Raw genomic sequence first — 13,289 nt, 5'->3', positions numbered from 1 at the left:
AAGCCCACCGGGTCCAGGTCCTGCCACACGAAGTGCGAGGGATCGAAGTTGAGCCCGAACGCCGGCCGGTGGTCAACCGCGGCCAGAGCGCGCTGTGTTGTCCAGTAGTCGTAGGCGATCTCGCTGGGATGCACCTCGTGCGCGAACCGCACCCCCTGCGCGTCGAAGACGTCCAGGATGGGGTTCCAGCGCGCGGCGAAGTCCTCGTAACCGGCCTCGATCATCGACTCCGGGGCAGGCGGGAACATCGCGACCAGATGCCAGATCGACGACCCCGTGAAACCGATCACCGTGTCGACCCCGAACGCGGCCGCCGCCCGTGCGGTGTCCTTCATGCGCTCCGCAGCACGCTGCCGTACTCCTTCGGGGTCACCGTCACCCCACACCTCCGACGGCAGGATCGCCCGGTGCCGCTCGTCGATGATCGCGTCGCACACCGCCTGGCCGACCAAATGGTTCGAGATCGCCCAGCACTTGAGCCCGTACTTGTCGAGCAGCGCATGCCGGGAATCCAGATACGACGGGTCCGCAAGCGCCTTGTCGACCTCGAAGTGATCACCCCAGCAGGCCAGTTCGAGACCGTCGTAACCGAAATCCCGGGCCAGACGGCAGACCTCTTCCAGGGGGAGGTCGGCCCACTGGCCGGTGAAGAGCGTGAACTGACGTGGCATCTCCTGGACCCTCCTCAGACAGCTACGGGCGTGTAGACGGAGTTCTTCTCAGCGCTCTCCTCCACCGCGGCCAGCACACGCTGCACCTGCAACCCGTCGGCGAAGGAGGGTTCGGGGCGGCGGCCCTCGGCGATCGCGTGGACGAGGTCGCGGGCCTGGTGGACGAAGGTGTGCTCGTAGCCCAGGCCGTGACCCGGCGGCCACCAGCCCTCCAGGTAGGGGTGCTCGGGCTCGGTGGCGAGGATGCGGCGAAAGCCTGCGTGCGCGCCGGGCTCGGTGCCGTCGTGGTAGGCGAGTTCGTTGAGGCGTTCCAGGTCGAAGGCCAACGAGCCGCGATCGCCGTTGAGTTCGATGCGCAGGGCGTTCTTGCGGCCGGTGGCATAGCGGGTGGCCTCGAAGGAGGCGAGGGCGCCGGAGGGGAAGCGGCCGGTGAAGACGGCGGCGTCGTCGACGGTGACCTGGCCGGTGCCGGCGGACGAGGCGGCGGAGAGTCCGCTGGTGGCGCCGACGGGCAGTGGGCGTTCGCGTACGAAGGTCTCCAGGAGGGCGGAGACTCCGGCGAGTTGCTCCCCCGCCAGGTACTGGGCGAGGTCGATGATGTGCGCTCCGAGGTCGCCGAGGGATCCCGAGCCGGCGTGTTCCTTGCGCAGCCGCCAGGTGAGGGGGAAGTCGGGGTCGACCAGCCAGTCCTGGAGGTAGGTCGCCCGGACGTGGCGCAGCGTGCCGATCCGGCCCTCCGCGACCATCCGGCGGGCGAGCGCGGTGGCGGGCACCCGCCGGTAGTTGAAGCCCACCATCGCCAACTGGCCGCGTCCGTAGGCCGCTTCGGCGGCGGCCGTCATCGCGGAGGCCTCCTCGACGGTGTTCGCGAGGGGCTTCTCGCACAGCACGTGTTTGCCCGCGGCGAGCGCGGCCAGCGCGATCTCGGCGTGGCTGTCGCCGGGGGTGCAGATGTCGACGAGGTCGATGTCGTCCCGCTCGACCAGGGCCCGCCAGTCGGTCTCGACGGCCGCCCAGCCGTGCCGGTCGGCGGCGCGCCGTACCGCGTCCGCGTCCCGTCCGCAGATCACGGCGAGGACGGGCCGGCGGGGCAGGTCGAAGACGCGGCCCACGGTCCGCCAGCCCTGGGAGTGGGCGGCGCCCATGAAGGCGTAGCCGACCATGCCCACCCGCAGAGGCGGCTTCCCGGCCTCTTCTGACTGCTGCGGCTGTGCCATGCGCGATGTCCTCCTCGTCGTGGTGGCGCGGTGGGGGGTGCAGCCCGGTCCGTCGACGAACCGGGCGCCCAGGGCCGGTACTTCGGACCGGCTGGTCCGAAGCGCGGGCCCTGGTGCGGGACGCCTCACTTGAAGCCGGTGGACATGTACTGGTCGACGTTGGTCTTGTCGACGACGGCCGAGTAGAGGGTGAGGGAGGCCGGGATCTCGAACTCGGCGAGGCCGCCGATGCCCTTGGACTGGCCGAGGGCGCGGGCGAGGTCGATCGCGGAGGCGGCCATGGTCGGCGGGTAGAGGACGGTCGCCTTCAGGACGCTGTTGTCCTGCTTGATGGCCTGGAAGGCGGACAGGGCGCCGGCGCCGCCGACCATCAGGAAGTCGTCACGCCCGGCCTGGTCTATGGCGCGCAGCGCACCCACGCCCTGGTCGTCGTCGTGGTTCCACAACGCGTCGAAGTCCGGCTGCGCCTGCAGGAGTTGGGCCATCTTCGCCTGCCCGGACTCCACGGTGAACTCGGCGGCCTGGCGGGCCACCTTGCGGATGTTCGGGTAGTTCTTGAGGGCGTCGTCGAAGCCCTGGGTGCGCTCTTTGGTGAGTTCCAGGTTGTCCAGGCCCGCGAGTTCGATCACCCGGGCGTTCGACTTCCCCTTGAGCTTCTCGCCGATGTAGTGGCCGGCGTTGAGGCCCATGCCGTAGTTGTCGCCGCCGATCCAACAGCGGTACGCCTGCGGGGTGTTGAAGATCCGGTCGAGGTTGACGACCGGTATTCCGGCCCGCATGGCCTTCAGGCCGACCTGGGTGAGGGCCTTGCCGTCGGCGGGCAGGACCACCAGGACGTCGACCTTCTTGTTGATGAGGGTCTCGATCTGGCCGATCTGCGCGGCGGTGTCGTTGGAGCCCTCGGTGATCTCCAGGGTGACGTCCGAGTACTTCTTCGCCCGGCTCTTGGCGTTGTCGTTGATGGCGTTGAGCCAGCCGTGGTCGGCCTGCGGGCCCGCGAAGCCGATGGTGACCTGCTTGCCGGGCTTGTCGTCGGCGGCCGGCTGGTCGTTCGAGGCCGGCTCCTCGTCCTTGGAGTCGTTGCTGGTGCACCCGGCGAGGAGGGCACCGGCACCCACGGCGGCGGTCCCGAAGAGCAGCCCTCTGCGACTCGTCCTGTACGTCATGGCGGTGAACCCTTTCCTCAGGTCGTGCTTGCGGTACGGCGCTGGACCAGCACGGCGGCGACGATGATCGCGCCCTTGGCGATCTGCTGGACGTCGCTCTGCAGGTTGTTCAGGGCGAAGATGTTGGTGATCGTGGTGAAGATCAGGACGCCGAGCACGGAGCCGGTGATGGTGCCCCGGCCGCCGCTGAGCAGGGTGCCGCCGATGATCGCGGCGGCGATGGCGTCGAGTTCGTAGAGGTTGCCGTTGGTGTTCTGGCCGGAGCCGGACAGGATGATCAGCAGGAAGGCCGCGATGCCGCAGCACAGCCCGGACAGCAGGTAGAGGTAGAGGCGCTGGCGGCGCACGTCGATGCCGGCGAGGCGGGCGGCCTCCGCGTTGCCGCCGACGGCGACGGTGCGGCGGCCGAAGGTGGTGCGGTTGAGCACCAGCCAGCCGATGATCGTCACGACGGCGAAGACCATGACGAGCGGCGGGATGCCGAGGACGTAGGCGTCCCGGCCGCCGAGGTCGAGCACGGAGTTCACGCTGACGATCTGGGTGCGCCCCTCGGTGATCTGGAGGGCGAGTCCACGCGCCGAGGCGAGCATCGCGAGGGTGGCGATGAACGGCACCATCCCGCCGTACGCGACGAGCAGTCCGTTGACCAGGCCGCAGCCGACGCCGACGATCACCGCGGTGAAGAGGATGCCCGCGAAGCCGTACTCCTGTGTGGCGACGGTGGTCGCCCAGACGGAGGCGAGGGCGACGATGGCGCCGACGGACAGGTCGATGCCGCCGGAGGTGATGACGAAGGTCATGCCGACGGTGACGACACCGATCACCGAGGCCTGGGTGAGGACGAGTTGGAGGTTGCGGGTGTCGAGGAACTCGTCGGGCTTGGTGAGGCCGCCGATGAGGATCAGCACGGCGAGCACGCCGAGCAGGGAGAGGGTGCGGACGTCGGCACGGGCGAACACCCCTCGCCACGCGGGCGGTTCACTCACCGAAGGCACCTTGTCGGCGCTTCCCCTGGGCGGGGACACGGGCTGCGTCATGACGCCGGGCTTCCTTCCATGACGAGGTCGAGTACACGGTGTTCGTCGAGCTCGCGGGCGGGCGCGGTGTGCACGACGATGCCCTCGCGGAGCACCAGGACGCGGTCGGCGAGGCCGAGCACCTCGGGGACCTCGCTGGAGACCAGCAGGACGGCGAGGCCCTCGTCGGCCAACCGGCGTACGACGGCATAGAGTTCGGCGCGGGCGCCGACGTCGACGCCGCGGGTGGGCTCGTCGAGCAGCAGGACCCGGCAGCCGCGCAGCAGCCAGCGGGCCAGGACGGCCTTCTGCTGGTTGCCGCCGGACAGGGTGCGCACCGGTGCGGAGGGGTTGTCGGGCCGCAGCGACAGTTCACGGGTGGCCGCGCGCGCCGCGCCGAGTTCGGCGCCCCGGTCGATCCAACCGCCGCGCGAGAAGCGGGACATGGAGGAGACGGAGACGTTGCGGGTGACCGACTCCAGCATCAGCAGGGCCTGGGCCTTGCGCTCCTCGGGCGCGAGCCCGAGTCCGGCGCGGACGGCGGCCCGTACGCTGCCGGGCTTCAACGTCCGCCCGTCCACGCGGACTTGACCGGCTGTGGGCTTACGGGCGCCGTAGATCGTCTCCAGGATCTCGGAGCGTCCCGAGCCGACGAGGCCGGCGAGTCCGACGATCTCCCCCGGGTGCACGGAAAGATCCAGCGCCGCGAACTCGCCGTCCCGGGCGAGCCCTTGGACTTCCAGGACCGCCGGACCGTCCGGGGCGGCGACAGGCCGCTCCGGAAAGACGTACTCGACGTTCCGCCCCGTCATCAGCGCCACGACCTCACGCGTCGGCGTCGACTTCGCGGGCAGCCCGACCGCCACGGCCCGCCCGTCCTTGAGGACGGTGACCCGGTCGCCGATGCGCCGGATCTCCTCCAGGCGGTGCGAGATGTAGACGACGGCGACACCCTCGGCGGTGAGGTCGCCGACGATCCGGAAGAGGTTGTCGACCTCGTCCGGGTCGAGGGCGGCGGACGGCTCGTCCATGACGATCAGCCGGACCTCGTGGGAGAGCGCCCGCGCCATGGAGACAATCTGCTGCTGCGCCGCCGACAACTCCCCCACCAGGCGCGCCGGATCGACCTCCGGGTGCCCAAGCCTTCTCAGAAGCCGAGCCGTTGACGCCTTGGCCGCCTTTCCCCGTACGACGAACCCGGCCGCCGTCGGTTCATGGCCGAGGTGGACGTTCTCGGCCACGGACAGGTGCTCCACCAAGTCGAGTTCCTGGTAGATCGTGGCGATGCCGAGGCGCATCGCGGCGATCGGCGAGCGCAGGGTGACGTCCTCGCCGCGCCAGCGGATGGTGCCGGTGTCGGGCTGGTGGGCGCCGGCCAGGACCTTGATGAGGGTGGACTTCCCGGCGCCGTTCTGGCCGAGCAGACAGTGCACTTCGCCGGCCTGGACGTCGAGATCGACGCCGTCGAGGGCCCGGACGCCGGGGAACGACTTGGTGATGCCGGACATGCTGAGCAGCGGTGGTTCTGGTGCCATGAGGTCCCCTTGGCGGGCGTGCGGGCCGGTTTCAGGGCAGGGCGAAGCAGGGCGCTGTGCGGGATGCGGTGGCGGAGACCGCCGTAGCGGGGAGTGCCGGGTCGAAGAAGGGCTTACGCGGGTGAGAACAGGTGGTCGCTGATGAGCCGGGCGGCGCCGATGACTCCGGCGGTGGGGCCCAACTCCCCCAGCACGATGGGCAGGTTGCCGGTCGCCAGCGGCAGCGACTGGCGGTAGACCTGGGTGCGGATCGCGGCGAGCAGGGTGTGGCCGAGGCCGGTCACCCCGCCGCCGATCACCACCAGGCCGGGGTTGAAGAAGGAGACCAGTCCGGCGATGACCTGGCCGGTGCGGTTGCCTCCCTCACGGATCAGGTCGAGGGCGGCGGCGTCACCGGCGGCGGCCGCGGCCGCGACGTCGATCGCGGTCAGGGCGCCGTTCGCCTCGTACCGCGAGGCCAGTTCGTCCGACCGTCCCTGCTCGACCGCCTCCACGGCGTCCCGGGCGAGGGCCGCCCCGCTGAAGTGGGCTTCCAGGCAACCGCGGTTGCCGCAGGCGCACGGGCGGCCGTCGGGCACGGCCTGGATGTGCCCGATGTCGCCCGCGCTGCCGGTCACCCCTCGGTGGACCTCGCCGCCGGCGACGATGCCGCAGCCGATGCCGGTGCCGATCTTGACGCAGAGGAAGTCGCCCACCGAGCGTGCGACGCCCGCGTGCATCTCCCCCATCGCCATGAGGTTCACATCGTTGTCGACCATCACCGGGCAGCCGAGTTCCTGGCTGAGCGCCTCCCGGACCGGAAAGCCGTCCCAGCCGGGCATGATCGGCGGGGCCACCGGGACGCCCTCGGGGAAGCGGACCGGCCCGGGGACACCGATTCCGGCGCCGTCGAACCCTTCCGCGAGCCCCGTCGCCTTCAACTTCGCTGCCATGGACAGGACTTGCTCGAAGACCGCGACCGGGCCCTCGCGGACGTCCATGGGCTGGTTGAGGTGTCCCAGGATCTCCAGTTCGGCGTTGGTGACGGCGACGTCGACCGAGGTCGCGCCGATGTCGACGCCGAGGAAGCGCAGTGCGGGGGCGAGCCGGATGTTGTGGGAGCGGCGGCCACCGCGCGAGGCGGCGAGTCCGTCGGCCACGATCAGGCCCGTCTCCAGCAGCCGGTCCACCTCCACGGCCAGCTTGGACCGTGACAGGTCGACCTCATCGCCCAGCTGGGCACGGGAGTTGGGGCCTCCGTCGCGCAACAGCCTGAGCAGCTTGGCCTGATGGGCGTTCGCAGGTCGCGCCGTCATACGTCTCACGAGCCCCTCCCCGCCTCATTCGGCCACCAGTATCCGGTCTTTCGAGGGGAACGTAGCAGCGGCCGCCCAACCTGGGAAGAAGCTGTGCAGAGATTGCCGCCGACTTTCCCCACTGACAGGACAAAGAACCGCGCGAGAACCCGTGACGGTGGGTGCGCGAATACCGGCGTCTACGACCGCTGACGCGCGTGGTACGACCGTCGTGTGTGCTCGGTGTGCTCCCGCATCAGCTCCGTCGCCCGCCGTTCGTCGCGGTCGGCGATCGCAGCGATCAGTTCACGGTGTTCGATCCAGGACTGGCGGCCGCGCTGGCGGGCGATCGGCGTGTAGTACCAGCGCACCCGGCGGTCCACCTGTCCCGCGAGTTCCGCGAGGACCGCGTTGCCGGCGAGTTCCATGATCTTCGCGTGGAAACGGGCGTTCAGGGCGACCGCGGCGTCGACGTCGTCCGCGGCGACCGCGCTCTCGCCCTGGGCGCACAGCTCCTCCAGGGCCGCGATGCCGGCGCTGCCCGCGTTGGCGGCGGCCAGCCGAGCGGCCTCGGCCTCCAACAGGGTGCGGACGGTGAGGAGTTGATCGGCTTCCTCGTCCGTCGGCTCATGCACGAACGCACCCTGGGCAGGCCGTAGATCGACCCAACCCTCGGTATTGAGCCGCTGCAACGCCTCACGCACCGGCTGCCGCGAGACTCCGAGGTGCCCGGCGAGTTCGCTCTCGACGAGGTGCTGGCCGGGCTGGAGCGCCCGAGTGGTGATGAGTTCGAGCAGCGCCTCGTAGACGCGGTCGCGCAATGGTCCCGGGCGTTCGAGCCTGGGCACAGCCCCCTGCGGCAATCCGGTCGACAGCATTCGCGCTCCCCCTCCTCGACGGGCCGTACGAGACAATCGCCTTTTGTCTACAGTCTACGGCGCACAGTGGCGAGGGAAACCCGGAGTCGGACGCGTCACATCCCGTACGTCAGGGACACCGCACGACCTGACCGGCGTACGACAGGTTCCCCCCGAACCCGAACAGCAGCACCGGATCCCCCGTCGAGATCTCGCCCTGCTCCACGAGCTTCGAGAAGGCCATCGGGATACTGGCCGCCGACGTGTTGCCGGAGTTCACGACATCCTTGGCGACGATCGCGTTCACAGCACCGATCTTCTGCGCGAGGGGCTCGATGATCCGCAGGTTCGCCTGGTGCAGCACGACCGCCGCCAGGTCGGCGGGCTCCAGACCGGCCCGCTCACAGGCCTTCCGGGCCAGCGGCGGCAGCTGGGTGGTCGCCCACCGGTAGACGCTCTGCCCCTCCTGGGCGAACCGCGCGGGCTGCCCCTCGATGCGCACCGCGTGTCCCATCTCGGGCACCGATCCCCACAGCACGGGCGAGATCCCAGGCACGTCCGCGGCCTCCACGACCGCCGCGCCCGCCCCGTCCCCGACGAGCACGCACGTCGTACGGTCGCTCCAGTCGGTCACCTCGGACATCTTGTCGGCCCCGACGACCAGGGCCCGGGTGGCCGCCCCCGCACGCACGGTGTGGTCCGCGGTCGCCAAAGCGTGGGTGAACCCGGCGCACACCACATTGACGTCCATCGCGGCGGGCGAGGGGATGCCGAGCCGGGCGGCTACCCGGGCGGCCATGTTCGGGGACCGGTCGACCGCGGTGGAGGTCGCGACCAGCACCAGGTCGATGTCGGCGGGGCCCAGTCCCGCGGCGGCCAGCGCCTTCGCGGCGGCATGCGCGGCCAGCTCGTCCACCGGCTCGTCGGGGCCGGCGATGTGGCGGGTGCGGATCCCCACCCGGCTCCTGATCCACTCGTCATTGGTGTCGACCAGGCCCGCCAGGTCCTCGTTGGTGAGCACCTTGGCGGGCTGGTAGTGACCGACGGCGGCGATCCGCGAGCCGTTCATGGGTGGGTCCCCCTCGTTGCCTTGGGTGTCGGGATCCACCAGTCTGATCAGTGACTCACGGGTACGCGGACACGTAAGGCGACAGGAAACGGGCGCCCGGGTTGTCGGCTTCTCCCACACCCTCGGACGCCCGAACACCTGCCGAACAGTTACCCGGTGAACAGCTTCGTGGCCTTCTGTACGAGTTCGTAGAGGCCGTAGGCGAGCGGCACCCCCACCCACACCCAGGCGAAGGCGATCAGCGGGCGTCGGTCAGGCGGACTCTGGCTGCTGTCGGGCTGCGACATCGACGGCCTCCTTCGGTGCGGGGATGTGGTGGCGGGGGTCGACGGGCCGGACCAGTTCGTTGGCGACGAAGCCGACGACGAGCAGACCGATCATGATCAGGAAGGAGGTCGTGTACAGGTCGGAGCCGCTCTTGCCGGCCTCCTCCTGCCGGTCGGCGATCCAGTTCACGATCAGCGGGCCGAGGACACCGGCCGTGGACCAGGCGGTGAGCAGCCGGCCGTGGATGGCGCCGACCTGGTAGGTGCCGAAGAGGTCCTTCAGATAGGCCGGAATGGTCGCGAAGCCGCCGCCGTAGAAGGAGAGGATCACCAGCGCGCACAGGATGAACAGCGGCTTGGAGGAATCGCCGAACAGGGCGATCGTCCCGTACATCACCGCGCCCACGCCCAGGTAGACGCGGTAGATGTTCTTCCGTCCGATCAGATCGGAGGTGGACGACCAGCCGATCCGGCCCGCCATGTTGGCCGCCGAGAGCAGCGCGACGAAGCCCGCGGCCGCCGAGACCGACACGGGCGTGGAGGTCTCCTTGAAGAAGTCCACGATCATCGGCGCGGCCTTCTCCAGGATGCCGATGCCCGCGGTCACGTTCATGCAGAGCACGACCCACAGGCACCAGAACTGGGGGGTGCGCACGGCGCTCTTCGCCGAGACCTGCGGTCCCTCGAGGACGCTCGGCGCGTTCTCGACCGGCTTCTCGGTGCGCGGCACCCGGACCAGCAGCACGCCGAGGAGCATGAAGACGGCGTACGACAGCCCGTGCACGAGGAACGCGAGCGCGATCCCGGAGCTGTCGGAGCCGAAGGACTCCAGCATCTGCGCCGACCAGGGCGAGGCGATGAGCGCGCCGCCGCCGAAGCCCATGATGGCGATGCCGGTGGCCATGCCCGGCCGGTCGGGGAACCACTTGATCAGGGTGGAGACCGGCGAGATGTAGCCGATGCCGAGGCCTATGCCGCCGACGAAGCCGTAGCCGAGGACGATCAGCCAGTACTGCTCGGTGGCCGCGCCCAGTGAGGACAGCAGGAAGCCGGAGGAGAAGCAGATCAGGGCCACGGTCATCGCCCAGCGCGGACCGTTGCGCTCCACGAGCGTGCCGCCGAACGCGGCGGACAGGCCGAGCATCACGATGCCGAGCTGGAAGGGCAGCGCGCTCTGCGTGCCGCTCAGGCCGAGCGCGGATTCGAGCGGCGGCTTGAACACGGACCAGGCGTAGGCCTGGCCGATGGAGAGGTGGACCGAGAGAGCGGCCGGGGGGACGAGCCAACGGCTCCAGCCCGCGGGTGCGACAGGGGGACTCATGATCCCGGACGGTAGGAACTAATGAGCGGGATGGAAAGGCGGCGCGTCGACGGTATGCGGTGAGCGGTATCCAGCGCGCGCCGAACGGTCGGACCGTCCGGTTTCCCCGCCCGGCGGCTCGCGCGCGAACCCTTGCCGACAGTACTCACATACTGTAGACAGTATTTCGTCGACCTTGTGGAGAGCCGCCGAGTCCCGAGGAGTGCCGCATGCGGAGCCGCGACCGCGCACCCACGACCGGCGGCACCCGCCTCACCCACCCCCTCGTCCGCGACTCCCGTGACAAACCCTTGCGGCGGGCGGGCTGGGACGAGGCCCTGGACCGCGCGGCCCGTGGTCTCGACCGCAACCGCGGTGCCTTCGGCCTGTTCTCCTGCGCCCGCGCGACCAACGAGACGAGCTACCTGGCCCAGAAGTTCGCCCGGGTCGTGATGGGCACCAACAACGTCGACTCCTACGACCGCGCCTGCCACGTCCCGAGCGTCGCGGGCCTGTCCGCCGTCTTCGGGTCGGGCGGCGGGACCACGTCGTACGCGGAGATCGAGGACACCGATGTCGTCGTGATGTGGGGCTCCGACGCCCGCGGCACGCACCCCGTCTTCTTCCAGCACGTCCTGAAGGGGCTGCGCGGCGGCGCCCGGCTGTACGTGGTCGACCCGCGGCGCACCGCCACCGCCGAGTGGGCGGAGGGCTGGCTCGGCATCGACGTCGGTACGGACATCCCGCTGGCGCACGCGATCGGGCGCGAGATCATCCACGAGGGCCTGGCCGACCGGGCGTTCGTCGAGCGGGCCACCACGGGGTACGAGGTGTACGAGCGGCTCGTCGAGCCGTGGACGCCGTCCCTCGCCGAGCGGGTGACGGGCGTACCGGCCGACGCCGTAAGGGAGTTGGCGCACGCCTACGCCTGCGCCGAGCGCGCCCAGTTGTGCTGGGGCCTCGGCGTCACCGGGCACCGCAACGGCACGGACAACGTACGGGCGTTGATCAACCTCGCGCTGCTCACCGGTCATGTGGGGCGCCACGGCAGCGGGTTGCAGCCCCTGAGCGGCCGGAGCAACGTGCAGGGCAGCATCGACATGGGCGCGGTTCCCCACCGGCTGCCGGGTTTCCAGGACATCCTCGATCCGGGCGTCCGGCGGAAGTTCGAGTCCCTCTGGGGCACCGTGATCGACCCGCACTACGGCCTCGACTACACCCAGATGTCCGAGGCGATGGAGGACGGCACGCTCAGGGCGGTCTACTGCGTCGGCGCGGACCCGGCGGGGTCCGAGGCCGACGGCGAGCGGGCGGTACGGCGGCTCCGGGCCCTCGACTTCCTCGTCGTGCAGGACGTCTTCCTCACCGGGACGGCCCGGTCGGCGGACGTCGTCCTGCCCGCGGCCGCCGGCCCGGCGGAGACCGAGGGGACAACCACCAGCAGTGAGCGGAGAGTTCAGCGGGTGCGCCGGGCAGTGACCCCGCCCGGCGAGGCACGCGGGGACATCGGCATCATCTGCGAACTGGCGGCCCGGCTCGGCCACGAGTGGAAGTACGCCGACTCCGAGGCCGTCTGGAACGAGGTGCGCTCGCTGTCGCCGGACCACCGCGGGATGCCGTACGCGCGTCTGGAGGAGCAGCGGGGAATCCAGTGGCCGTGTCCGAGCACCGGGCGGCTCGAACCGACGTATCTGCACGGCCGGTTGTGGGAGGGGGACTCGGCGAGGCGTGGCCGGTGGGCGCCTTTCGGGCTTGTCCAACACGTTCCGCCGGTCGACCTGATCGACGAGCGGTACCCGATCCGGATCACCGCGAGCCAGTGCCTGGGGAGCCGGTTCATCGAGCTGTGCCCGGAGGACGCCGAACGGTATGAGGTCGAGGTCGGCGAGGAGGTGCGGGTCTCCTCGCGGCGCGGGGCGGTGACGGTGTCCGTCCGGATCACCCCGGCGCTGCGCCCCGGTCTCGCCTCCATGAGGCTGCCCTCGGCGGACGAGGCGAACGAGATGAACCAGGTGGACGAGGTGGACGAGGCTGACGCGGCAGGGGCCAACTGGCCCACGATCAGCGCCCGTTGCCCGATCACGGGGACGGCGGAGTTCAGGGCCGCGGCGATCCGGATCGACAAGCTGCCCATCGTGACGATCGTCGGTTGACTCGGGCCGCCCCGGTGTCCAGCCGCCGTTCAGGAGTGAGGTGACCCGGTGGACCTGCGCTTCGGCGACAGCGAGCCGACCGACGACGAACGAGCGGCCGTGGACGCCCTGTTGGGGCCGCCTCAGTCCTCCTGGGAGGGCTCACCCCGCGACGAGACGCTAGCCGTCGACCTGCGGTGGGTGCGCGGTGGCCGCACGGCCCGGAGCCGCCGCGACCAGCTGCTGCCGGGGCTGCACGCCCTCAACGACCGGATCGGCTGGATCAGCGCGGGCGCCCTCGCCTATCTGTGCCGGCGACTGACGGTCCCGCCTGCGGAGGCGTACGGCGTCGCCACCTTTTATGCGATGTTCTCGGTGCGGCCCCGCCCCGCGACCGTCCTCCGCGTCTGCACGGACCTCGCGTGCACGACGGCGGGCGCGACCGACCTCTGCGCGAGCCTGGAAGCGGCGCTGAGCGCTGACACCCACCAAGACCCCGACCTCGGCAACCGCCAAGACCCCGGCCCCGGCACCCCCCAGGAGCACAGCCCAGGCCCCCGCCAGAACCCCGCCCCCGCCACCCACCAGGAGCACAGCCCGGACACCCGCCAGGCCCCCGACCTCGACCCCAACGCCCGCCAAAAACGCGCCCCCCACACCCGCCAGCAGCCCAGCCCCAACACCCACCGCCCCCGCGAGGAGTTGTCCCCGCGCGACCGGAGCCTGATCACCGTCACCGCGCTGGTGGCCCTGTACCGCAACGAACAGCTCGGCTCGCACCTGCGT

Annotated in this window: 12 protein-coding genes; 2 read left to right on the top strand and 10 right to left on the bottom strand. The window is 70.6% G+C overall.

Going from position 1 to position 13,289, the window contains the following annotated elements; all coding sequences use genetic code 11:
* The 10 genes from ABZ896_RS48875 to ABZ896_RS48830 all read right to left on the bottom strand — a co-directional run.
* Nucleotides 1-671, bottom strand: a 671-nt coding sequence (locus tag ABZ896_RS48875) for a sugar phosphate isomerase/epimerase family protein (protein ID WP_360944620.1), incomplete at its 3' end; no start/stop codon positions are given.
* 14 nt (nt 672-685) lie between these two features.
* Nucleotides 686-1,888, bottom strand: a complete 1,203-nt coding sequence (locus ABZ896_RS48870) for a Gfo/Idh/MocA family oxidoreductase (protein WP_360944617.1) — start codon at nt 1,886-1,888, stop codon at nt 686-688.
* 125 nt (nt 1,889-2,013) lie between these two features.
* On the bottom strand, nt 2,014-3,054 hold the full coding sequence (locus ABZ896_RS48865) for a substrate-binding domain-containing protein (protein ID WP_360944614.1): 1,041 nt from the start codon (nt 3,052-3,054) through the stop codon (nt 2,014-2,016).
* 17 nt (nt 3,055-3,071) lie between these two features.
* Nucleotides 3,072-4,091, bottom strand: coding sequence for an ABC transporter permease (locus ABZ896_RS48860; RefSeq protein ID WP_360944611.1), 1,020 nt, complete (start codon nt 4,089-4,091; stop codon nt 3,072-3,074).
* Complete coding sequence (locus ABZ896_RS48855) at nt 4,088-5,605, bottom strand: sugar ABC transporter ATP-binding protein (protein WP_360944608.1); 1,518 nt, start codon at nt 5,603-5,605, stop codon at nt 4,088-4,090. The genes ABZ896_RS48860 and ABZ896_RS48855 overlap by 4 nt, the downstream gene beginning before the upstream one ends.
* A gap of 113 nt (nt 5,606-5,718) precedes the next feature.
* Nucleotides 5,719-6,900, bottom strand: coding sequence for an ROK family transcriptional regulator (locus tag ABZ896_RS48850; RefSeq protein ID WP_360944605.1), 1,182 nt, complete (start codon nt 6,898-6,900; stop codon nt 5,719-5,721).
* Nucleotides 6,901-7,079: 179 nt separating this feature from the next.
* A complete protein-coding gene (locus ABZ896_RS48845; RefSeq protein ID WP_360944602.1) occupies nt 7,080-7,757 on the bottom strand; it encodes a GntR family transcriptional regulator in 678 nt (225 codons plus the stop codon).
* Nucleotides 7,758-7,866: 109 nt separating this feature from the next.
* Nucleotides 7,867-8,805 (bottom strand): beta-ketoacyl-ACP synthase III, encoded by a 939-nt coding sequence (locus tag ABZ896_RS48840; protein WP_360944599.1) that lies wholly within the window; start codon nt 8,803-8,805, stop codon nt 7,867-7,869.
* Nucleotides 8,806-8,954: 149 nt separating this feature from the next.
* Nucleotides 8,955-9,092, bottom strand: coding sequence for a hypothetical protein (locus ABZ896_RS48835; protein ID WP_360944596.1), 138 nt, complete (start codon nt 9,090-9,092; stop codon nt 8,955-8,957).
* Entirely contained in the window at nt 9,058-10,392 is a 1,335-nt protein-coding gene (locus tag ABZ896_RS48830; RefSeq protein ID WP_360944593.1) for an OFA family MFS transporter, read from the bottom strand. Before ABZ896_RS48830 ends, ABZ896_RS48835 begins: the two co-directional genes overlap by 35 nt.
* Before the next feature lie 209 nt (nt 10,393-10,601).
* Here ABZ896_RS48830 and ABZ896_RS48825 point away from each other — a divergent pair, with 209 nt between their 5' ends.
* Together ABZ896_RS48825 and ABZ896_RS48820 are read left to right on the top strand one after the other, a co-directional pair.
* Nucleotides 10,602-12,524 carry a molybdopterin-dependent oxidoreductase gene (locus tag ABZ896_RS48825; RefSeq protein ID WP_360944590.1) on the top strand — a complete coding sequence of 641 codons (1,923 nt, stop codon included), beginning with the start codon at nt 10,602-10,604 and terminating at the stop codon, nt 12,522-12,524.
* A gap of 48 nt (nt 12,525-12,572) precedes the next feature.
* The coding region (locus tag ABZ896_RS48820; protein ID WP_360944587.1) for an NAD(P)H-dependent oxidoreductase subunit E at nt 12,573-13,289 on the top strand (717 nt) is incomplete at its 3' end.

Origin of the sequence: Streptomyces sp. NPDC047072, from assembly GCF_040643855.1 — a bacterium.
In the GTDB taxonomy this organism is placed as follows: Bacteria; Actinomycetota; Actinomycetes; order Streptomycetales; family Streptomycetaceae; genus Streptomyces.
The sequence above is the reverse complement of the archived record's forward strand: the minus strand, read 5'-3'. Positions and strand labels throughout refer to the sequence as shown.

Excerpts from the sequence above, each read along its gene's own strand:
- ABZ896_RS48830 (WP_360944593.1), bottom strand. The coding sequence starts at position 10,392 with ATGAGTCCCCCTGTCGCACCCGCGGGCTGGAGCCGTTGGCTCGTCCCC.
- ABZ896_RS48860 (WP_360944611.1), bottom strand. The coding sequence starts at position 4,091 with ATGACGCAGCCCGTGTCCCCGCCCAGGGGAAGCGCCGACAAGGTGCCT.
- ABZ896_RS48855 (WP_360944608.1), bottom strand. The coding sequence starts at position 5,605 with ATGGCACCAGAACCACCGCTGCTCAGCATGTCCGGCATCACCAAGTCG.
- ABZ896_RS48850 (WP_360944605.1), bottom strand. The coding sequence starts at position 6,900 with ATGACGGCGCGACCTGCGAACGCCCATCAGGCCAAGCTGCTCAGGCTG.
- ABZ896_RS48840 (WP_360944599.1), bottom strand. The coding sequence starts at position 8,805 with ATGAACGGCTCGCGGATCGCCGCCGTCGGTCACTACCAGCCCGCCAAG.
- ABZ896_RS48845 (WP_360944602.1), bottom strand. The coding sequence starts at position 7,757 with ATGCTGTCGACCGGATTGCCGCAGGGGGCTGTGCCCAGGCTCGAACGC.
- ABZ896_RS48865 (WP_360944614.1), bottom strand. The coding sequence starts at position 3,054 with ATGACGTACAGGACGAGTCGCAGAGGGCTGCTCTTCGGGACCGCCGCC.
- ABZ896_RS48835 (WP_360944596.1), bottom strand. The coding sequence starts at position 9,092 with ATGTCGCAGCCCGACAGCAGCCAGAGTCCGCCTGACCGACGCCCGCTG.
- ABZ896_RS48825 (WP_360944590.1), top strand. The coding sequence starts at position 10,602 with ATGCGGAGCCGCGACCGCGCACCCACGACCGGCGGCACCCGCCTCACC.
- ABZ896_RS48870 (WP_360944617.1), bottom strand. The coding sequence starts at position 1,888 with ATGGCACAGCCGCAGCAGTCAGAAGAGGCCGGGAAGCCGCCTCTGCGG.